18 protein-coding genes are annotated in these 18989 nt (G+C 71.1%); 7 read left to right on the forward strand and 11 right to left on the reverse strand.

The window, feature by feature from the left end:
• The first annotated feature begins 47 nt into the window (after positions 1–47).
• Both HNR16_RS02845 and HNR16_RS02850 read left to right on the forward strand, forming a co-directional pair.
• On the forward strand, positions 48–416 hold the full coding sequence (locus HNR16_RS02845) for an ArsR/SmtB family transcription factor (protein WP_158040198.1): 369 nt from the start codon (positions 48–50) through the stop codon (positions 414–416).
• Entirely contained in the window at positions 413–2140 is a 1728-nt protein-coding gene (locus HNR16_RS02850) for a SulP family inorganic anion transporter (protein ID WP_158040197.1), read from the forward strand. The genes HNR16_RS02845 and HNR16_RS02850 overlap by 4 nt, the downstream gene beginning before the upstream one ends.
• 186 nt (positions 2141–2326) lie before the next feature.
• Here the strand turns inward: HNR16_RS02850 and iolD are convergent, their stop codons facing one another.
• From iolD to HNR16_RS18730, 4 genes are all read right to left on the reverse strand, one after another.
• Positions 2327–4201 carry a 3D-(3,5/4)-trihydroxycyclohexane-1,2-dione acylhydrolase (decyclizing) gene (gene iolD, locus HNR16_RS02855; RefSeq protein ID WP_158040196.1) on the reverse strand — a complete coding sequence of 625 codons (1875 nt, stop codon included), beginning with the start codon at positions 4199–4201 and terminating at the stop codon, positions 2327–2329.
• A gap of 31 nt (positions 4202–4232) precedes the next feature.
• Positions 4233–5069, reverse strand: coding sequence for a 5-deoxy-glucuronate isomerase (gene iolB / locus HNR16_RS02860; RefSeq protein ID WP_179558069.1), 837 nt, complete (start codon positions 5067–5069; stop codon positions 4233–4235).
• A 128-nt stretch (positions 5070–5197) separates the two neighbouring features.
• A complete protein-coding gene (locus HNR16_RS02865; protein ID WP_158040194.1) occupies positions 5198–5947 on the reverse strand; it encodes an IclR family transcriptional regulator in 750 nt (249 codons plus the stop codon).
• Entirely contained in the window at positions 5944–6729 is a 786-nt protein-coding gene (locus tag HNR16_RS18730) for an IclR family transcriptional regulator (RefSeq protein ID WP_158040193.1), read from the reverse strand. Before HNR16_RS18730 ends, HNR16_RS02865 begins: the two co-directional genes overlap by 4 nt.
• Before the next feature lie 120 nt (positions 6730–6849).
• On the opposite strand from HNR16_RS18730, the gene HNR16_RS02875 reads away from it, so the two are divergent.
• The 3 genes from HNR16_RS02875 to HNR16_RS02885 are packed head-to-tail and all read left to right on the forward strand — an operon-like array spanning position 6850 to position 9687.
• Entirely contained in the window at positions 6850–7737 is an 888-nt protein-coding gene (locus HNR16_RS02875; protein ID WP_158040192.1) for a transketolase, read from the forward strand.
• Entirely contained in the window at positions 7734–8663 is a 930-nt protein-coding gene (locus HNR16_RS02880; protein ID WP_158040191.1) for a transketolase family protein, read from the forward strand. The genes HNR16_RS02875 and HNR16_RS02880 overlap by 4 nt, the downstream gene beginning before the upstream one ends.
• A 4-nt stretch (positions 8664–8667) precedes the next feature.
• Positions 8668–9687 (forward strand): 1-phosphofructokinase family hexose kinase, encoded by a 1020-nt coding sequence (locus HNR16_RS02885; RefSeq protein ID WP_158040190.1) that lies wholly within the window; start codon positions 8668–8670, stop codon positions 9685–9687.
• A 119-nt stretch (positions 9688–9806) separates the two neighbouring features.
• Here the strand turns inward: HNR16_RS02885 and HNR16_RS02890 are convergent, their stop codons facing one another.
• The 5 genes from HNR16_RS02890 to HNR16_RS02910 are packed head-to-tail and all read right to left on the reverse strand — an operon-like array spanning position 9807 to position 14860.
• Complete coding sequence (locus HNR16_RS02890; protein ID WP_158040189.1) at positions 9807–10658, reverse strand: sugar phosphate isomerase/epimerase family protein; 852 nt, start codon at positions 10656–10658, stop codon at positions 9807–9809.
• The gene (gene iolG, locus HNR16_RS02895; RefSeq protein WP_158040188.1) at positions 10655–11668 is read right to left on the reverse strand and encodes an inositol 2-dehydrogenase; all 1014 of its coding nucleotides are present in this window, start codon (positions 11666–11668) and stop codon (positions 10655–10657) included. The genes HNR16_RS02890 and iolG overlap by 4 nt, the downstream gene beginning before the upstream one ends.
• Positions 11669–11677: 9 nt before the next feature.
• Positions 11678–12745 (reverse strand): Gfo/Idh/MocA family protein, encoded by a 1068-nt coding sequence (locus HNR16_RS18735; protein ID WP_158040187.1) that lies wholly within the window; start codon positions 12743–12745, stop codon positions 11678–11680.
• A 4-nt stretch (positions 12746–12749) separates the two neighbouring features.
• Positions 12750–13646, reverse strand: coding sequence for a sugar phosphate isomerase/epimerase family protein (locus HNR16_RS02905; RefSeq protein WP_158040186.1), 897 nt, complete (start codon positions 13644–13646; stop codon positions 12750–12752).
• Entirely contained in the window at positions 13643–14860 is a 1218-nt protein-coding gene (locus HNR16_RS02910) for a Gfo/Idh/MocA family protein (protein ID WP_158040185.1), read from the reverse strand. The genes HNR16_RS02905 and HNR16_RS02910 overlap by 4 nt, the downstream gene beginning before the upstream one ends.
• Positions 14861–15172: 312 nt before the next feature.
• Here HNR16_RS02910 and HNR16_RS02915 point away from each other — a divergent pair, with 312 nt between their 5' ends.
• Positions 15173–16633, forward strand: a complete 1461-nt coding sequence (locus tag HNR16_RS02915) for a sugar porter family MFS transporter (RefSeq protein WP_158040184.1) — start codon at positions 15173–15175, stop codon at positions 16631–16633.
• 47 nt (positions 16634–16680) lie between these two features.
• Here the strand turns inward: HNR16_RS02915 and HNR16_RS02920 are convergent, their stop codons facing one another.
• Positions 16681–17196, reverse strand: coding sequence for an SRPBCC domain-containing protein (locus HNR16_RS02920; protein WP_179558070.1), 516 nt, complete (start codon positions 17194–17196; stop codon positions 16681–16683).
• 205 nt (positions 17197–17401) lie between these two features.
• Here HNR16_RS02920 and mgrA point away from each other — a divergent pair, with 205 nt between their 5' ends.
• Positions 17402–18445 carry an L-glyceraldehyde 3-phosphate reductase gene (gene mgrA / locus HNR16_RS02925; protein ID WP_158040182.1) on the forward strand — a complete coding sequence of 348 codons (1044 nt, stop codon included), beginning with the start codon at positions 17402–17404 and terminating at the stop codon, positions 18443–18445.
• A 37-nt stretch (positions 18446–18482) separates the two neighbouring features.
• Here mgrA and HNR16_RS02930 read toward each other — a convergent pair whose 3' ends face one another.
• Positions 18483–18953, reverse strand: coding sequence for an SRPBCC domain-containing protein (locus HNR16_RS02930; protein WP_158040181.1), 471 nt, complete (start codon positions 18951–18953; stop codon positions 18483–18485).
• Positions 18954–18989: the final 36 nt, after the last annotated feature.

The following is an 18989-nucleotide window of genomic DNA, read 5'->3' on the forward strand; positions in this document are numbered from 1 at the left end:
CGCCGGACGCTGGCGCGGGCGGCGCCCCTCGATATGATGGTTTCATCATGTCGCCAATTCGTCGCGGGAGCCCGATCTACGAGATCAAGGCGAACCTGTTCAAGGGGCTCGCCCACCCGTTCCGCATCCGCATCCTCGAGCTGCTCTCGGCGTCGCCCGAGGTCGCCGTCTCGAGCATGATCGAGGAGACGGGGCTCGAGGCGTCGCACCTCTCGCAGCACCTCGCGGTGCTGCGGCGCTATCGGCTCGTGGACTCTGAGCGCCGCGGGAGCACCGTGTACTACCGCCTCGCGCACCCCGAGACCGCCGACATGCTCGCCGTCGCCCGGACCCTCCTCGTCGCGATCCTCGCCGAGGACGGCGAACGCCTCGACGAGGCGCGCGAACTCGCCCCGGCGGAGCCGGTGCAATCGTGACCACGGCCTCGCTCGGCGATCGGCTCGGCGGCGCCGTGCGGTCGCTGCTCCCGTCGCGGGCCGACTACCGAGACGTACGCCGCACCTGGCGACGCGACCTCCTCGCCGGTGTCACCGTCGGCATCGTCGCCCTCCCGCTCGCACTCGGTTTCGGCGTGAGCTCCGGTCTCACGGCCGAGCAGGGGCTCGTCACGGCCATCGTCGCGGGCGTGCTCGCCGCCGTGTTCGGTGGCTCGAACGTGCAGGTCTCGGGGCCGACCGGCGCCATGGTCGTCGTCCTCGTGCCGATCGTCGCGGCACACGGGCCGCAGACGGTCGCGCTCGTCAGCATCCTCGCGGGGCTCGTCGTGCTCCTCGCGGGTGTCCTCCGGCTCGGACGCGCCGTGAGTGTGATCCCGTGGCCCGTCATCGAGGGGTTCACGCTCGGGATCGCGATCATCATCTTCCTGCAGCAGATCCCGTTGCTCACGAGCGCGACGCAGGCGTCGGCCGGGGCACACAGCTCAAACGCCCTCGTCGCGGCGGTGCAGTCGCTCGTCGAGGCGGACTGGGGTTACGTGCCCTGGGCGGTCGGGGCGGCACTCGTGGTCATCGCGTGCATGGTGCTCGCGCAGCGGCTGCAGCCGGCCGTGCCGGGATCGATCGTCGGTGTCGTCCTCGTGACGCTCCTGTGCGCGTTCGTCGCGACGCCGCTCGCCGTGATCGGTGCCCTACCGAGCGCGCTCCCCGCGCCGAGCCTGCCCGACGTCCCGATCAGTGCGTTGCCGGGCCTCGCGGGGGCCGTGCTGACGGTCGCGGCGCTCGCCGCCATCGAATCCCTGCTCTCGGCACGCGTCGCCGGGTCGCTCGAGGACACCGGCCGGTTCGATGCGGACCGCGAGCTCGTCGGGCAGGGGATCGCTTCGATCGGATCCGGCGTGTTCGGCGGTATGCCCGCGACCGGTGCCATCGCCCGGACCGCGGTGAACGTCCGCTCCGGTGCGCGAACCCGGCTCGCCGCGATCGTCCATGCCGGGGTCCTGCTCCTCGTCGTTCTCGCGGTCGCCGGCCCCGTCGGCATGATCCCGCTCGCGGGGCTCGCGGGTGTCCTCATGCTCACGGCGTGGCGCATGGTGCACGCCGGAACCGTGCGGTCGATCCTCCGATCGACGCGGGCCGACGCGATCGCGTTCGTGCTGACGGCGCTCGTCACGGTCGCCTTCGACCTCGTGATCGCGGTCGCGATCGGTGTCGTGTTCGCGGGTGTCGTGGCGATCCGCAACATGGCGGGCGGTACCGCCGCGGTGCTCGAACCCCTTCCGGGAGAGCACGAGTCGGGCGACGAACGGATCGCGCTCGTGCGCCTCGACGGGCCACTCATCTTCGCGTCGGCCGAGCGGGTCTTCGAGCGGGTCACGGGGCTCGACGGGGTCGCCGTCGTGATCCTGCGGGCGTCCCGGATCGAACACGTCGACGCGACGGGTGCGCACGCGCTCGCGGACATCGTCCGGGCGCTCGAACGGCGGGGGATCACGGTCCTGCTGAAGGGCGTCCGCCCGGCGCACGAGGACCTCTTCCGGCGGATCGGCGTGCTCGGCTCGCTCCGACACCAGAACCACCTCTTCGACGAACTGCCGGACGCGGTGGCCCACGCGCGGCGGCACGCCGCACAGGGCGCCGCGACCGACCGGTCGACGAGCCGGAACGCCGCGGGGGAGGACGCACAGGACGACGCCCCGGCCTGAGTCGACGAGGCACACGAAACGCACCGCGCCTCGAAGGCCGCGACCCCCGAATGCGAGCCTGCGGACATGTGAACCCGCGAGTGCGCGAATCGAGGCCACCCGCAGCGCAAAAAGCCGGGTTGTTGCTACCGGGCCGCGGGCCCGGTAGCAACAACCCGGCTTTGTTCGGGAAGAGGTCGGAGGGGGTCAGAGGTAGAGGTGCTGGTTCGCCTTCTCCTCGTCGTACTCCGCGCGGGCGCGCTGCGTCGACTCGAGCTCCGACACCTCCGAGACGGGCACGTCCCACCACGCGCCCGAGCCGCCGAAGCGGCCCTGTGCGTCGACGCGCACGTACACGACACTCGTGCCGTCGTACGCCTTCGCCTCCTCGAGCGCCGCGCGGAACGTGTCGGCCGTGTCGGCCGTCCACACCTTCGCGCCGTAGCTCGCCGCGTTCGCGGGGAAGTCGACGTCGATGCGTGCGCCGTCGTGGCGGAGGCCCTCGCCGCGCTCGCGGAAGCGCGTGCCGAACTCCTGCGAGCCGCGCGTCTCCGAGAGCGCCGCGATCGAGCCGTAGCCAGAGTTGTCGACCACGACGAACGTGATCTTCAGGTGCTCCTGCACGGCCGTCATGATCTCCTGCGAGAGCATGAGGAACGTGCCGTCACCGATGAGGCCGAACACGTGCCGTGTGCGGTCGGCGAGGCCGTTGCCGATCGCGCCGGGGATCTCGTAGCCCATGCACGAGTTGCCGTACTCGATGTCGTAGCCCTTCGTGCTGCCGGGCCGCCACAGGCGGTGCAGATCACCGGGCATCGAGCCCGCGGCGTTCACGACGACGTCGCGCTCACCCGCGGCGTCGTTGAGGATGCCGAGCATCTGCGCCTGCGAGAGCGTGGGGCTGTCGTCGAGCTCGATGATGCGGTCGATCTCGCTGCGCCACGCGGACGCCGACTCGGTCGTCGCCGCGCGCACCTCGGGGGCGACCGACCAGTCGCCGAGCAGTTCGAGCAACTCGTCGAGCGTCTCGCGCGCATCGCCGAGGAGCGGCGTCGCGGCCTCCTTGAACGCGTCGATCTCGGCGACGTTGATGTTCACGAACGCCACGTCGGGGTTGCGGAACAGCGTGTTCGAGGCCGTCGTGAAGTCGGTGTAGCGCGTGCCGATACCGATCACGACGTCGGCCTCGCCCGCGGGCGCGTTCGCGTACACCGAGCCCGACGCGCCGAGCGCGCCGAGTGCGAGCTCGTGGGTGTGCGGGAAGGACGCCTTGCCGGCCTGGGTCACGCCGACACCGATGCCGGTGGACTCGGCGAAGCGCACGAGCGCGTCCGTCGCGTCCGAGTAGATGACGCCGCCGCCCGCGATGATGATCGGCTTCGAGGCGCCGCGGATGAGCTCGGCGGCGCGCCGCAGGGCCGCGCGGTCGGCGCGGTTGCGGGCGATGTGCCACACGCGGTCGCGGAACAGCGAGGCGGGGAAGTCGTAGGCCTCGGCCTGCACGTCCTGGGGGAGCGCGATCGTCACGGCGCCCGTGTCCGCCGGGCTCGTGAGCACGCGCATCGCCTCGAGCAGCGACGGCGCGAGCTGTTCGGGCCGCCAGATGCGGTCGAAGAAGCGACTCACGGCACGGAACGCGTCGTTCGCGGTGATGTCGGCGGCGTAGGGCATCTCCTGCTGCTGCAGCACGGCGCCCGTGCTGCGCGTCGCGAACACGTCGGCCGGGAGGAGCAGCACGGGGAGGTGGTTGACGGTCGCCGTCCCCGCGCCCGTGACCATGTTCGTCGCGCCCGGACCGATGGACGTGCTGACGGCGAGCGCGCCGAGGCGATTGCGCATCTTCGCGTAGCCGGTGGCGATGTGCACCATGCCCTGCTCGTTGCGGCCCTGGTAGTACGGGAACTCGTCCTGGTACTGGAGCATCGCCTGGCCGATGCCCGCAACGTTGCCGTGGCCGAAGATGCCGAAGGCGCCGCCGAAGAACTTCTCGGTCACGCCGTCGCGTTCGACGTACTGTGCGCCGAGGAATCGGATGACGGCCTGGCCGACGGTGAGGCGGACGGTGGATTCGTTGTGCGTCATTGCAGTGTCTGTGTCTTTCTCGATGGATGGATCAGGGGCGCGCCGGGACGAAGGGGACGCGCGGGTCGATGCCCGACTCCGCCCAGTCGTCGGCGAGCGCGGCGAGGCTCGGGTCCTGGTGGGCCTGCAGCGTGCGCTCCGGTGCGGGGCCGGCGAGCACGTTGAGGTAGTAGAGGTCGTGGCCGTGGGCCGCGACGGTCGTGTGGTAGCCCCAGGGGATGAGGCAGATGTCGCCGTCGCGCACGGGCTCGTCGAGCTCGAAGTCGCGCTCCGGGCCGTAGACGCGCTGGAGGGCCCAGCCGTTCTCGGGATCCCGGAGTCGGTAGTAGTAGGTCTCCTCGAGCTGGGCCTCCCCGGCGTGGTCGTGCTCGTGCTTGTGGGGCGGGAAGCTCGACCAGTTGCCACCGGGTGTCCACACCTCGACGACGTGGAGGCGGTCGGCGGGGAACGAGGGCGGCATGAGGGTCGAGACCTGGCGCGAGGCGTTGCCACCGCCGCGGGCCTCGACCGGTAGGTCCTCGGGCGTGACGAGCACGACCTCGTGCTTCGTCGTGGCGGGGGCCGCGGCGACGGCGATCTGCGCGCCGGGGCTCGCGGTCAGCTCGACGCGCGTGTCGCGCGGGACGTAGAGCAGGTGGGCGAGGCCGGCGAACACGTTCTCGCGACCGCCGAAGGTGTACTCGGCGTCGTCAACCGTCGCCGACACCGTCCCCGAGAGGGGGATGAATGCGCGCTCCGCGCCGTCCGCGGCGAACTCGACGGTCTCGTCGCCGGGCTCGAGCACCTCGAACGACACGTACTCCCAGCCGGCCAGCTCGGGCGTGACGGTCTTCCATTCGCCGGCGGCGAGGATCTGCGGATTCGTCATGCGGGGTCCCTTCTGCATCGAACGACGCGACCAACAGATCGTATCGGACAATGGACGAGCTGTCCACGTTGCGATAATCTGTGGTTCGTGGTGAGGTGCCCGCCAGACCATCGACGCCCGATCGTGGCTCAGTCGACGCGAGCGGGCAGCAGTGCCGCTTCGCCGCGGAGCACCCCGGCCAACTCGTCCACCGAGGAGCGGATGTCCTCGGCGAGGCCACCGACGGATAGGCAGCCGACCGTGGTCCCCTCGGCGTCGCGCACGGGCACGCCGATCGCGCCGATGCCCACCGTGACGTCCTCGTCCGAGGTTGAATGTCCGGTGTCCCGCGTGCGTGCGACATCCGCCCTGAGCTCGTCCGCCGTCGTGAGGGTCGTCGGGGTGAGGGCCTCGAACGGGGCGTTCGTCAGGTAGTGCTCGACCTCGTCGTCGCTCCGGAATGCGAGGAACGCGCGCCCCGCGGCGCCCGCGTGCAGCGGGAGCGTGCGGCCGGGGCGGAGGATGAGGACGTCGAGTCCGCGCCCCGGGGCCCAGTCGATGCACACCGCGTGAGTGCCGCGGGGCACGCTCAGGAACGCCGTCTGTCCCGTGTCCTCGGCGATCCGGTCGAGTGCCGCTCGCCCGTCGCGCCACTCGCGCATGCCGGCGCGACTCGCGTCGGCGAGGCGCAGCCAGCGCTTGCTGAGGTTGATCCGCCCGTCGTTCGACGGCCGCACGAGGTCGACGGCCTCGAGCCCCGCGGCGAGCCGGTAGACGGTCGGGCGGGGGACGTCGATCGCCTCGGCGATCTCGGCAGGGCTCAGTGCGCCGCGCTCGGCCAGGGCATCGAGCAGGTCCTTCGCGTTCGCGAGGACGCGCGTGGGTTTCGTGGCGCTCATGCCGCCTCGCCGCCCCCCGACGCGCGCGCCGGTTCGAACCCCAGCGCGTCGCTCACGCGTGCCGCCGCGTCCAGGACACGCGTGCGCGTGTTGAGCGCGGGGTCGAGCAGGCGTCCGCGCACACCGCTGATCGAGAGCGCGGCCTCGACCTCGCCGCGGTGGTTGAAGATCGGTGCCCCCACGGCCGCGATGCCGGGGGTGACGTCGCCGTCCGAGAGCGCCGTGCCCGATTCGCGGATCTCGTCGATCAGGGCGGTGAGCTCGCGTCGTTCGGTGCCGTTGCGTGTGAGCTGTGCGATGAGCGCCGTCCGCTCCGCCGCGGGCAGGAAGGCGAGGATGGCCCTCGGGGCCGCGCCGTGATGGAGTTCGAGGGACTTGCCGAGGGCCAGTGCGAGGCTCCGGACGTCGGAGCCCTCGAAGCGTTCGACGCACACGGCGCGGTCGTCGGCGCGAAGGCACAGGAAGCTCGTGGCGCCGGTCTCGGCGAGGAGCTTCCGCAGTTCGGGTACGGCCGCCTCGCGGACGCTCAGGCGGTCTTCCACGACGCTGCCGACGCGGAGGAAGTCGAGGCCGAGGCGGAACGTTCCGCGTCGGCTGCCCGACTCGATCCAGCCGAGGAGCTGGAGGTTCGACAGGATCCGGTAGGTGGAGGAGGTGGGCTCGTCGACCGCGTTCGCGATGCTCGTGGCGCTCGATTCGCCGGCCTCGCCGAGGTGGCGGAGGACCGCGTCGGCCTTGTCGAGGATCTCGAGTCTCGCCCGTGCTGGCGCATCGTTGTTCACGGTGACACTCTCTCATGGAGTGGACAATGAGTGTGAATACCGTTTCATCTCATTGAATGGACAAACAGTCCGTTAGGCGATATATTGGTCTCCGATGCACTCGACCAACGAAGGAACGACATGACCGCGACCACATCACGGCCCTCGCCGGAGGAGCTCGCCGCCGTCGCGCGGCGCGCCCGATGGCGCATCATCGAGACGGTGACCTCGAGCAAGGCGGGCCACATCGGTGGGCCCCTCTCGGCGACCGATCTGCTCGTCGCGCTCTACTTCGCCGAGCTCGACATCGATCCCGCCGACCCGAAGAAGACCGACCGCGACCGCTTCATCCTCTCCAAGGGGCACTCGGCCATCGGCCTCTACTCGGTGCTCGCGCTGCGCGGCTACTTCCCGGAGGAGGAGCTCGCGACGTTCGACCACGGCGACTCGCGCCTGCAGGGCCACCCCGACATGCTGCTCACGCCGGGCGTCGACGCCTCGACCGGCTCGCTCGGCCAGGGGCTCGCGTTCGGCGCGGGGATCGCCCTCGGTGCGAAGAAGCTCGGACGTGACTTCCACACGTGGGTCATGGTGGGCGACGGCGAGATCGAGGAGGGCATGGTGTGGGAGACGGTGCTCTCGGCCCCGCGCTTCGGCCTCGACAACCTGACGCTCATCATCGACCTCAACGGGCTCCAGCAGTACGGCTGGCCCGCCGGCCCCGACGACCGCTTCGATCGCAGCGAGCCGGTCGGGCACGTCGACCTCGAGCGCGTGTTCACCGGATTCGGCTGGAACGCCCTCTCGATCGACGGGCACGACTTCGACGCGATCCTCGGCGCCTTCGACCGCGTCACGGACGACCGCGGCGTCTCCGGGCGCCCGACGGTCATCATCGCGAACACGCGCAAGGGGCGCGGCATCTCCTTCACGGAGGGCACCTACAAGTGGCACAACGGCGTCGCGACGGACGAGCAACTGGACCTCGCCCGCACGGAGCTGCTCGGAACGACGGAGGACGCACGATGAAGGCACAGCGCGTGGTGTGGGGCGAGACCCTCGCCGAGCTCGCGGCGAGCGACGACCGGGTCGTCGTCCTCGACGGTGACCTCGCGACGTCGACGCGGTCCGACCTCGTCGCCACGGCCGTGCCGGACGCGTTCGTGCAGGTCGGCATCGCCGAGCAGAACATGGTCGGCATGGCCGTGGGGCTCTCGACCCTCGGCTACCGGCCCTGGCTCTCGACGTTCGGCGTGTTCCTCACGAACCGCGCACTCGACCAGATCCGCATGCTCGTGTCGCAGACGCGCGCACCCGTGCGGGTTGCGGCGGCCTACAGCGGCCTGTTGAACGGTTCGGCGGGGAAGACCCACCAGGACATCGAGGACTTCGCGATCATGCGGGCCATGCCCTACATGACCGTGCTCGCCCCGGCGGACGAGTTCGAGGCCGAGGCGGTGTTCCGCTGGGCGGCCGAGTTCGACGGCCCGCTCTACGTCCGTGTCGCACGGGACCCCGTCGCGCCCGTCTTCGACGAGAGCTACGCCTTCGAGCCCGGGACGCCTCGACTCCTGACCGAGGGCGGCGACGTGACGATCGTGTCGACGGGCGTGCAGACCTCGCGCACGGCCGAGGCCGTTCGCCTGCTCGCCGAGCGCGGCGTGTCCGCGACGCACGTGCACCTGCCCACGCTCAAGCCGCTCGACGTCGACGCGTTCCTCGGGCTCGTCGGGGACGCATCGCTCGTCGTGACCGTCGAGGAGCACAGCCGTATCGGCGGGCTCGGTGGGCTCGTGAGCGAGATCCTCGCCGAGCGCGGCGGACCCCGGCTCGTGCGGGTCGGGCTCGAGGACCGCTGGTCCGAGTCCGCGCCGAACGACTTCCTGCTCGACAAGTACGGGCTCTCGCCCGAACGCGTCGCGGACGCGGTCGCGCAGCAGCTCGCCGCGGTGTGAACCCGTGACGGTCATCGCCTCCACGGGGCCCTCGACCCGCCCCGAGGACGGAATCGTCCGTCCTCGGGCGCGCGTCGTGACGCTCACGCCGTCGCCCGCGATCGACCGGCTCTACGTCGTCGACGCGGTCCTGCCGGACGAGGTCAACCGCGCGCGAGACGTGCGCTGGTTCCTGTCCGGCAAGGGCGTCAACGTCGCCCGGAATCTGGCGCGCGTCGGCGGCGGCGCGCTCGCGGTGACCCCGCTCGCCGAGCGGGAGCACCACCTGCTCGTCGAGGAGCGGCTCTACCGCATCGTCCCGACCACGCGCCCGACCCGGGTCAACACGGTCGTCGTGTCGCGATCGGGCAGCACCATGAACGTCAACGAGCACGCGCGACCCATGCCGGCCGACGAGTGGGACGGCATCGTGGCGGCGACGATCGCCGCCGTGCAGGAGCGGCGAGCGCACTGGCTCGTCGTGGCGGGGAGCATTCCGGCTCGCGCCGACGGGACGGGCGGGCAGGATCCGCGCGCACTCGTCGCCGGGGCGCGGGCCGTCGGCGCACGCGTGTGTCTCGACTCCGGCGGGCCGACCCTCCGGGCGTGGCTCGAGGCCGGCGCCGCGCCCGATCTCGTGAAGCCGAACGCCGCCGAACTCGCCGACGCCGTCGGCCGCCCCGTGACGACGGTGGGGGAGGCGGTGGACGCGGCGCGGGAACTCGTCGATCGCGGCGCTGTGGCGGTGCTCGCGAGTCTCGGTGGTTCGGGTGCCGTCCACGTCACGGCCGACGGCAGCCTCTGGGGCAGGCCGCCGCGCGTCGAGGTCGTCAACACGACCGGCGCGGGTGATGCCGCGCTCGCGGGCTTCGTCGCCGATCTGGACGGCGAGGCCGACGTCGACACGCTCGCGGCCGCGATGCGTCGAGCCGTCGCGTGGGGAGCCCACGCGGTCGCAACGTTCGAGGCCGTTCCGCCGAATCACGCCGAGCTCCCGGGGGTCGTCGTCGACGAACCGCCGCGGGACCTCCCCGTCGAGGCCTGAACCGTCGGTGTGCGAGCCGTCGGTGCCGGACGCGGAACGGCACCGACACGAACGCGTGACGGCGAACGGGCCGGGAAGCGAGTGCTTCCCGGCCCGTTCGCCGTCCACGGGCGGTGCCGTCAGTCGGGGACGCGCTCGAACGCGTGGACCCCGGAGGCGTACGCCGAGCGGAGCGCGGCATCGAGCGGGAGCGCGCGATGGGCGTCGGAGAGGATCTCGACGCCCCACGGGCCGTCGAAGCCGAGGCTGCGCATCGCGCCGATGAATCCCGTGACGTCCTGCACGCCCTCGCCGAGCAGGCGCCGACGATCGCGGGTGTCCTCGAAGAGCGTCCCGATCGGCTCGGCCTCGGCGTCGCACAGCTCCACTCCGAAGACGCGCTCGGGCGGCATGGTCGCCGTGAGGTCCACGAGCGAGGTCCCCGCGCGGAACACGTGCCAGAAGTCGATGACGAGCCCTGCCGCGGGATGCCCGACGAGCTCGACGAGTTCTGCTCCACGAGGTACCGTCTCGATCATCGAGAAGGGGAGAGGCTCGAGCGCGACACGGGTACCGCGGTCGGCGGCCTCGACGGCGAGTGCGCGGAGCGGGGTGACGAGGGGACCGAGGTCGTCGATCGGCGGCCCCATGTCGGTTCCCGCCTTGATGAACGTCGCCCCGAGCGCCTCCGCGGCATCGAGCAGGAGCGTCCAGCGCTCTCCGCGACCGCCGGGACGCCACCAGCCCTCGGCGAGCTCGACCTCGACGTGCGTCAGCCCGGCGTCGCCGATCGCGTCGCGAAGTGCCGCGAAGCCGATCGTGTCGCGCGCGAGGCGGAGGTCGTCGTGGACGAGCCCGAGCCCGCTCCAGCCGGCGGCCGCGACGGCCCGCACCCTGTCCAGGACCGGGTACGGGCTCGTCTGGTCGGCGGCGCCGGGGAGCGCCGCACCGGCGCTCGTCCAGCACGTCGCGACGAGCCGCGGCGTCGTCATGCGTGCAGGTCGACGGGGACCGTGATCCCCTCGGCAGCGGAGCGCACGGCGGCATCGGCGAGCACGAGCGCGGCACGTCCGTCCTCGAAGCCGGGGCTCTCGTGCGTCGCATCGCGGATCGTCCGGACGAACGCGGCGAGCTCGGCCCGGTAGGCCTCGGCATACCGTTCGAGGAAGAACGTGTGGTACCCGGCGCGCCCCTCGACACCGTTCGGGCCGAAGGCACGGACGGTCGTCGGGCTCACGTTCGAGACCTGCAGGAGCCCCTGTGCACCGAACGCCTCGAGGCGCTGGTCGTAGCCGTAGACGCTGTGTCGCGAGTTCGTGATCGTGATCAGTTCGCCGCCGGCACCGCGCAGGGTCACGACGGCGGCGTCGTAGTCGCCCGCGTCGCGGATGCCCGCATCGAACTGGTGCGCGCCGCGCGCCGTCACCTCGACGATGTCGGGCACGAAGAAGCGCGCCATGTCGAAGTCGTGGATCGTCATGTCCCGGAAGATGCCACCCGACACGGCCACGTAGCCGATGGGCGGCGGCTCGGGGTCGCGGCTCGTGATCGAGAGCTGTTCGAGCCGGCCGATCTCGCCGGCGGCCACGCGGCGGCGGACCTCGGCGAAGTCGGGGTCGAAGCGTCGGTTGAAGCCGAGCGCGATCGGCGTGGTCGACCCGGCCGCCTTGCCCCGCAGGGCGTCGACGCGGGCGATGTCGAGGTCGATCGGCTTCTCGCACAGCGCCGGGACACCCGCGTCGATCGCGGTCGAGAGCAGATCGACGTGCGTGGGGGTCGGCGAGGCCATGATGATCGCGTCGACGTCCGGCGCGGCGAGCACCTCGGCGGCGTCGGCCGTGACGTTCGTGACGCCGTACCGCGCCGCGGTCGCCGTGGCCTGCTCGACGAAGGGATCGCACACCCAGGTGAGCGTCGTCTCCGGCAGCGCGGCCACGCTCGCGGCGTGGACCTGGCCGATGCGGCCGGTGCCGATGAGGCCGATCTTGAGCGGTTCGGTCATGGTCGTTCCTTACTGGGTCGTGGTCGTCACGTCGACGGGGCGACCCGTTCTGCACGATTCGGCGGCCGCCTGGGCGATGCGGATCGCGTCGAGTCCCGCTCGAGGCGGCGTGAGGTTGGCATCGAGCTCGCCGTTCGCGACACGCACGAAGGCCGCGATCTCGGCGCGGAAGGCGCGTTCGAAGCGCTCGATGAACTGCTCGTGCGGTGCCTCGGGCGCCGTGCCGCCGGGCTCCGTCGAGGTGATGGGCGTGTGCGCGTCGAGACCCGCACCGAACGAGTCGAGGGACCCGAAGACCTCGAGACGGACGTCCTGACCCGCGCCGTTGCGACGGAGCCCCGTGACGTCCGCGATCGCCCCGGAGTCGAGCACGAGCGTCGCGCTCGCGGTGTCGACGTCGTCATGCTCCGCGTGGACGGGCGCGTCGAGGACGGCACCCGTCGCCCACACACGCGTGACGCGGCGGCCCGTGACCCACGGGATCGAGTCGAAGTCGTGGATGAGCAGGTCGCGCCAGATGCCGCCCGAGTGCGGGATATAGTCGGGCGAGAGGGGGAGCCGGTCGTGGTCGATGCCGTGCACGGCACGGACCGTCCCCGCGTCGCCCGCGCGCACGCGTCGCCGCAGCTCCTGGTGGGCGGGGTCGTAGCGGCGATGGAACGCGACCATGACGGGCGTTCCGAAGCGGTCGAGCTCGTCGGCGAGCGATTCGAGGCGTTCGAGGTCGAGCGTGAGCGGCTTCTCGACGAGCGTGGGGACGCCCGCGCGGGCCGCCCGCAGCGTCAACTCCGGGTGCGAGGCTGTGTTTGTCGCGATGACGATGCCGTCGAGCGCGGGCAACTCGCTGTCGAGGCCGTCACCGATCCGGACGTCGGCCGCCTCGCCGGCCGGGGCGTGTGCCCCGGCCAGCGACGCGGGCGCATCGAGCGCGATGGCCGCCCGGACGTCGTCGAGCGCCGGGCCGAGGCGGCCCGGGTCCCGCCCGAGCAGCACGACCTCGTCGACCCCGGGGTCCTGCGCCAGGTTCCGCGCGTGCATCCTGCCGACCCGTCCGAGGCCGATGACGCCGATGGGCACGGCGTCAGCCCCGCTCGGCGAGGTCGGCGAGGACACCGCGCAGGAACGTCACGGATGCCCGCGCGTCCTCGATCGGTCCGGTCCCGGGCGCCGGTTCCTCGAGCACGACCTTGTCCTGTTCGAGCACGAACCAGCCGTCGTAGCCGGCGTCGACGAGGCTCGACACGATCGCGCGCACGTCGACGTCGCCCTGCCCGAGCGGTCGGTAGAGGAGGTCGTCGCGGATCGCCTCGAAGTAGCTGAGCTCGTCGCCCTTCACGCGCTGCATGCCCTCGATCGACACGTCCTTGAGGTGCGTGTGGGCGATGCGTGCCGCATACGTGCGCGCGAACGCGACCGGATCGGTGCCACCGATCATGAGGTGCCCGGTGTCGAAGCAGAACAGCGCGCTCGATCCGTCGACGACGCGCTGCACCTCGTCCGCGGACTCGACGACCGTTCCCACGTGGGGGTGGAGCGCCGCGGTGACGCCGCGGGATGCCGCGAGCTCGCGGATCGCGTCGAGGTTCACGAACAGCGTCGACCACTGCGTCTCGTCGAGAACCGGCCGTGCGGCGTCGTAGCCGTCGATGCCCGTGACCGCCGCGACGACGAGCACGCCCGCGCCGGCCGCCTCGTAGTCGTCGAGCTCGCGCGAGATGCGGGGGAGCGGGTCGCTCGCAGGGTCGTGGAGCACGACGGGGACGAAGCTCCCGATCGCCCGCATGTCGAAGCGGGCGAGCTCGGCCGCCTTCGCGGCGGGTTCGGGCGGCAGGAAGCCGTCGGGGCCGAGTTCGGTCGCCCCGAAGCCGATCTCACGCATCTCCGTGAGCACTCGCTCGGGCGTGAACTGGAATCCCCAGTCGGGAACCTCGCTGATGCCCCAGCTGATCGGGGCGGTCGCGATCTTCGGTGTGCTCATCGTGCGTCGCCTCCCGTGCGGATGTTCGCGGTCGAACCCTCGATCACCGGGGTGGCGACCCACTGGCCGGACGCGGCGGACTCCTCGGCGGCGGTGAGCACCTGCGCCGAGGCGAGTGCGTCGTGGATGTTGGACGTGTCGGACGGGCGGCCGGTCGCGGCGAGCAGGAACTTGTTCGCCTCGATCGTCTTGAGGTCGTCGTAGCCCATGGGCGTGCCCGCGCTCGGCTGGAAGCGCGAGAACTCAGGGAACGTCGCGTCGGCGAGAAGGCGGCGGTAGCCGACCGACCCGTCGGCCTCGCGCACGGCGAGTTCGAGCTCGTTCATGCGCTCGAAGTTCCAGCGCAGCGAGCCGTTCGTGCCGAAGATCTCGATCGCGTACTCGGCCTTGGGGCCGACCGCGATCCACGACGCATCGAGCGTGCCGAGGGCCGTGCTCGCGAGCGCGGTCTCGTCGAAGCGGATGAGCAGGTTCGCGTAGTCCTCGTTCTCGACGGGGAGGAGCTTGCCCTCGTCCGGTGAGCCGGGCACGCCGGGACGCTCGTGGATGAACGTGCCCGTCGACGCCGTCACGGCACCGATGGGGCCGAGCAGGAAGTGCACGAGGTCGACGAGGTGGCCCATGAGGTCGCCCAGGACGCCCGAGCCGCTCTGTTCACGGACGAATCGCCACGCACGGGGCGCGTTCGGGTCGGCGTTGAAGCCGCCGAAGAATCGGCCGCGCACGTTCGTTATCGTGCCCAGGGCGCCCTCGTCGACGAGTTTGCGGGCGAGCTGGATGGCCGGTGGGTGGCGGTAGTTGAAGCCGATCGTCGTCGCGACGCCCGCTTCGATCGCGGCGTCGCGGACGGCGGCCGTGTCGGCCTCACCCCGGCCGACGGGCTTCTCGATCCAGAACGGCTTGCCGGCCTTCGCTGCCGCGATCCCGATCTCCGCGTGGAGGAAGTTCGGGGCACAGATCGACACGACCTCGACCTCGGGGTTCGCGAGGACCTCGTGGTAGTCGGCGGTCGTCGAGGCGTAGCCGAGGACGTCGCGCGCATAGGCGCGCCCGGCCTCCGCGGTGTCGGCCGCCTGGACGAGTCGCGGGCGCAGGCCGAGGTCGGGATACACCTGCGGCACGTTCGTGTAGGCACGGCTGTGCAGGCGTCCCATCCAGCCGACGCTGATGAGTCCGACGCCGATCTCTCGGGCGTCACGGGGGGCGTCAGTCATGACGGTCTCCTTGTGCTGGCCGCGCTCGTCGCGGCCGAACGGGTGATGACACGTCACCGGGAGACGGTCGCGCATCGTCGCGCTCTCGGTGGTCCGTGGTCGTGTTGGACCGGTCCAACATACGATCGCCGCTCGCTGGTGTCAATCGGGCATCCGGTCGTGTCGCGAGCGAGTCGGCCTGCGGTGGATCGTGACGTCACCCCTTGCGCGATACATCTCGATTACGTACCGTGTGCCGGACAGTTTGTTCACTGAATGAGTTATGTATGGGGTCCGATCGAGATCGGAACCAGCACGGACAAGGAAGTCGACATGAATACAGCAGAACCCGGGGCAGGGTCCAGAATCGCGTTGCCACCGCTCGTCGCGGGGGCCTACCGCAAGCGGCTCGGCCTCATCTCGATCGTCGCCTGCTTCGGCGGCCTGCTCTTCGGCTACGACACGGGCGTCATCAACGGCGCCCTGCGGCCGATGGCTGCGGAACTCGGCCTCACGGCGCTCACCGAGGGGGTCGTGACGAGCTCACTCGTCTTCGCCGCCGCCGTGGGGGCGCTCTTCGCGGGGCGCATCTCGGACGCCTGGGGTCGCCGCACCACGATCATCGGCCTCGCGGTGCTGTTCTTCGCCGGAACCGTCTTCGTCGTCCTCGCGCCGGGCATCGGCGTCCTCATCGCCGGTCGCATCATGCTCGGCCTCGCCGTCGGCGGTGCCTCGACGGTCGTCCCGGTGTTCCTCGCCGAGCTCGCGCCGTACGAGATCCGCGGCTCGATCACCGGTCGCAACGAGGTCGCGATCGTCATCGGTCAGCTCTCCGCGTTCGTCATCAACGCGATCATCGGCAACGTCTTCCACGCCGAGGCGCACTCGTGGCGCATCATGTTCGCGATCTGCGCGATCCCCGCCATCTGCCTCTTCGTCGGCATGCTCCGCATGCCCGAATCACCCCGCTGGCTCGTCGAGAAGGGGCGTCACGAGCAGGCACTCGCCGTGCTCAAGACCGTGCGCCCCGCGGACCGCGCCGAGGCCGAGCTCGAGGAGGTCCTCGAGATCGCACGCGAGGAGCGCGAGGAGCACCAGATCGGTCTCAAGGCCGTGCTCACCAACAAGTGGCTCCTTCGGATCCTGTTCATCGGTATCGGTGTCGCGATGGCCCAGCAGCTCACGGGCATCAACTCGATCATGTACTACGGGCAGATCGTCCTCATCGAGTCGGGCTTCGACGAGAGCGCCGCCCTCATCGCCAACATCGCGCCCGGCATCGTCGCCGTCATCGGCGGGTTCATCGCGCTCTACATGATGGACCGCGTCGACCGTCGGAAGACGTTCGCCATCGGCCTCACCCTCACGACGACGTCCCACCTGCTCATCGGCTTCGCGTCCATGCTCCTCCCGGTGGGCAACCCGGCCCGTCCGTTCGTGATCCTCGCGCTCGTCGTGCTGTTCGTCCTGTCGATGCAGACGTTCCTCAACGTCGCCGTCTGGGTGTGGCTCGCCGAGGCGTTCCCGCTGCACATGCGCGGCCTCGGCATCGGCGTGTCGGTGTTCTTCGGGTGGACGACGAACGGCTTCCTGTCGCTCTTCTTCCCCTCGCTCATCGCCGCTGTCGGCATCACGGGCGCGTTCTTCATCTTCGCCGGCGTCGGCGCGATCGCGCTGCTCTTCGTCATCACACAGGTGCCGGAGACACGCGGCGTGACGCTCGAGAAGCTCGAGGTCGGCGTCACGACCGGTGCGATCTTCACCGTCCCCGCGACGAGGAAGCGGCGCCGCTGAGGTCTGTTCGTGCCCGGGGTGCCGTCACGGCGCTCCGGGCACGGGCCTCAGCTCCCGTACGCGTCGCTGATCTCGTCGAGCCGGTCCCACGCCCGCTCGACGGCGTCGTCCTCGCCGTCGACCGCGAGGGCGAGCGCGTCGAGCATGACGTGCCATCCGATCGCGAACTCGGTCGCGGCGTCCGCGTCCGCTCCGTCGTGTACGAGCCCGAGTGCGGTGGCGCCAGTCCCGTCCGGTGACACGCTCCAGGTGACCACCGAGTCGTCGATGCCCTCCCACTGCCACGTGTGCGCGTACCGGCCGTCGGGGGCGTCGTCCGTCGCGGGCTCCGCGACGAGCACCGTTCCCGTCGCGACGAGGTCCTCGCCGAAGTCGAATCGGATCGAGCCGCCCACGCGTGGATCGAGCCGGCAGTCGGGCAGCCACTCGGCGAGTCGATCGGCGTCCGTCAGCCACGTCCATGCGTCGACGGGGCCGATCGGGAGCGTGCGGCGCAATTCGATGCGGACCCGTCCGTCCTCGTCGTTCGAGAGCGTCGCTCGGTCGTCGTCGGGCCTCGTCACGGTGCTGTCCTCCGCTCGGCGCCACGCGGGCGCTCGGTGCTCGTCGTGGTGTCCGGCGGGCGAATCGCCCGGTCGGCCACATGCTGGAACTCGCCGCCGGAGTCCAATAGCGTCGGTCCCGGCCCGGCGCGATCGACGATACCCGGCGGGGCCCGGTCATCGCCCGAGGCGGTGCCCGTTCGATCGGCCCACGAAGGGAATCCGCATGTCGTACCTCGCAGCAGACGACCGATACGAGCACATGCCCTATCGGCGCACCGGTCGGTCGGGCCTCGATCTGCCGGCGCTCTCGCTCGGCTACTGGCACAACTTCGGCGACGACCGCTCGTTCGAGACGCAGCGCGCCATCAGCCGCCGCGCATTCGATCTCGGGATCACCCACCACGATCTCGCGAACAACTACGGCCCGCCGTACGGCTCGGCCGAGCGCAACTTCGGCAAGCTGCTCCGCGAGGACTTCGCGCCGTACCGCGACGAGCTCGTCATCTCGACGAAGGCCGGGTGGGACATGTGGCCCGGACCCTACGGTCAGGGCGGCGGATCGCGGAAGTACGTGCTCGCGTCGCTCGATCAGTCGCTCGAACGGCTCGGTCTCGACTACGTCGACATCTTCTACTCGCACCGGCTCGACGCCTCGACTCCCCTCGAGGAGACGATGGGTGCGCTGCACACGGCGGTCCAGCAGGGCAAGGCGCTCTACGTGGGCATCTCGTCGTACGACGCGGCGCGGACGCGGGAGGCCGCCGAGATCCTGCGCGATCTGGGGACGCCGCTCCTCATCCACCAGCCCTCGTACTCGATGCTCAACCGGTGGATCGAGACGACGGGTCTGCTCGACGCGGTGGGGGAGCTGGGCGTCGGCGTCATCGGCTTCACCCCGCTCGCGCAGGGCCTGCTCACGAGTCGCTACCTGAACGGCGTCCCGGCGGACTCGCGCGCCGCGCACGACTCGTCGCTCGACCGCGACACGATCACGCCCGAGGTCGTCGAACGGCTTCGCGCGCTCGACGCGATCGCCACCGAACGCGGGCAGACGCTCGCGCAACTCGCGCTCGCGTGGGCACTGCGCGACGAGCGGGTCACCTCGCTCGTCATCGGCGCCTCGCGTGTCGAGCAGCTCGAGGAGAACGTCGCCACACTCGGGCGACTCGACTTCGACGACGCCGAGCTCGCCCGGATCGACGAGCTCATCACGGCGCCGACCGCGGGGGTCGACCTGTGGGAGGCGGCACGCGAGGGGCGCGTCTGACGGCACGGATGCATCGTCGCGGGTGACGGACGTCGCGTCAGGATGCGTCGGCGGCCGCGCGAACGTGCGCGGCGAGCTGTTCGAGCGAGGTCGTGAGCGCCCGTGAATGCTCGCCGGCGTCGATGCCGTCGGGGACGTCCGTCGCCCGGACCGTGATGATCGTGCGGTCCTCCGTCCCGCTCAGTGCCCAGGTCATCGTCATGGTTCCCGCGAAGCGCGGGTCGTCGGACGCGAACTCGATCCGTTCGACGACCCGGCGGTCGGTGACGATCTCGGCGAACTCCGCTTCGACGACGTCCGTGTCGTCCGTGGACTTCCCGCCGCCCGCCTCGTCGAAGCGGAGCACCATGCGGTACCCGCCGCCGTCGGTCGCGTCGAAGCGCTCCATCGTCGCGTGCGCCCCGGGCGGCGGGAGCCACGCGCTCCGCGCGTCGGGATCGAGGAGCGCGCGGAACACGTCACTGCGGGGCGCGTGGACGAGGACGGAGGCCGTGTCGGTGCGGGACATGCGGGGAGTGTAGGGGCGCCGCCTGGCCGTCCCGGG

The sequence above is a fragment of the Pseudoclavibacter chungangensis genome, from assembly GCF_013410545.1.
In the GTDB taxonomy this organism is placed as follows: domain Bacteria; phylum Actinomycetota; class Actinomycetes; order Actinomycetales; family Microbacteriaceae; genus Pseudoclavibacter; species Pseudoclavibacter chungangensis.

Bases quoted from the DNA above. Each gene is read 5' to 3' on its own strand.
- HNR16_RS02845 (WP_158040198.1), top strand. From the start codon at position 48: ATGTCGCCAATTCGTCGCGGGAGCCCGATCTACGAGATCAAGGCGAAC.
- iolD (WP_158040196.1), bottom strand. From the start codon at position 4,201: ATGACGCACAACGAATCCACCGTCCGCCTCACCGTCGGCCAGGCCGTC.
- iolB (WP_179558069.1), bottom strand. From the start codon at position 5,069: ATGACGAATCCGCAGATCCTCGCCGCCGGCGAATGGAAGACCGTCACG.
- HNR16_RS02865 (WP_158040194.1), bottom strand. From the start codon at position 5,947: ATGAGCGCCACGAAACCCACGCGCGTCCTCGCGAACGCGAAGGACCTG.
- HNR16_RS02875 (WP_158040192.1), top strand. From the start codon at position 6,850: ATGACCGCGACCACATCACGGCCCTCGCCGGAGGAGCTCGCCGCCGTC.
- HNR16_RS02880 (WP_158040191.1), top strand. From the start codon at position 7,734: ATGAAGGCACAGCGCGTGGTGTGGGGCGAGACCCTCGCCGAGCTCGCG.
- HNR16_RS02890 (WP_158040189.1), bottom strand. From the start codon at position 10,658: ATGACGACGCCGCGGCTCGTCGCGACGTGCTGGACGAGCGCCGGTGCG.
- iolG (WP_158040188.1), bottom strand. From the start codon at position 11,668: ATGACCGAACCGCTCAAGATCGGCCTCATCGGCACCGGCCGCATCGGC.
- HNR16_RS02905 (WP_158040186.1), bottom strand. From the start codon at position 13,646: ATGAGCACACCGAAGATCGCGACCGCCCCGATCAGCTGGGGCATCAGC.
- HNR16_RS02910 (WP_158040185.1), bottom strand. From the start codon at position 14,860: ATGACTGACGCCCCCCGTGACGCCCGAGAGATCGGCGTCGGACTCATC.
- HNR16_RS02915 (WP_158040184.1), top strand. From the start codon at position 15,173: ATGAATACAGCAGAACCCGGGGCAGGGTCCAGAATCGCGTTGCCACCG.
- mgrA (WP_158040182.1), top strand. From the start codon at position 17,402: ATGTCGTACCTCGCAGCAGACGACCGATACGAGCACATGCCCTATCGG.
- HNR16_RS02930 (WP_158040181.1), bottom strand. From the start codon at position 18,953: ATGTCCCGCACCGACACGGCCTCCGTCCTCGTCCACGCGCCCCGCAGT.